General features: G+C 56.5%; 1 protein-coding gene. It reads right to left on the reverse strand.

Annotated features, from left to right (window positions below):
* Positions 1–56: 56 nt before the first annotated feature.
* A partial coding sequence (locus CFR71_RS16015; RefSeq protein WP_133251195.1) for a transposase occupies positions 57–549 on the reverse strand: 493 nt, incomplete at its 5' end.

Genomic DNA, 549 nt, shown 5'->3' on the forward strand with positions numbered 1-549 from the left:
CTAGCAGCCTGTCGGGTTGGGCATTTTGCGGCTGATAACGCCGAGGCTGACCCGGCTTATGCTGCCTGAAGCCGTGCCATTCTTTTGCAGTTGTATGCGAGAGCGACGAGGGTCCATTCAGTCGTGACTTTTGCAAGGCCACGCAGACTGAATCTTCTGAAGCCCATGATGCTTTTGATAATTCCAAAGACCGGTTCAACGGTCTGTTTTCGTAGTCTGTAAATATTTCCGGCTTTTGTGGTTTCCAGTTTTTTCTTCATGGCAAGCCGCCAGGGTTCGGTGATCCGGCGTGGTTCCCTGTTTTCAGGAGGTGGTCGGAAGTCATAAGGCCTGCGGGCACAGGGCCGTCCGATGGCGACCAGCGGATCAATGCCTTTTTTCCGCAGGTCCCGGACCGCCTGCCCGCTGGCGTAACCGGTGTCGGCAAGCACTGTCTTTGGGAGACCGATCGTGTTTTCCATCGACAGCACGGTGCTGGCAAAGGATGGCGCGTCCGCTGACGTGGCGACAACGTCGGTTGTCACGATCAACTGACTGCCTTCGGCGCAG

The organism is Novacetimonas pomaceti, assembly GCF_003207955.1.
GTDB classification, from domain to species: domain Bacteria; phylum Pseudomonadota; class Alphaproteobacteria; order Acetobacterales; family Acetobacteraceae; genus Novacetimonas; species Novacetimonas pomaceti.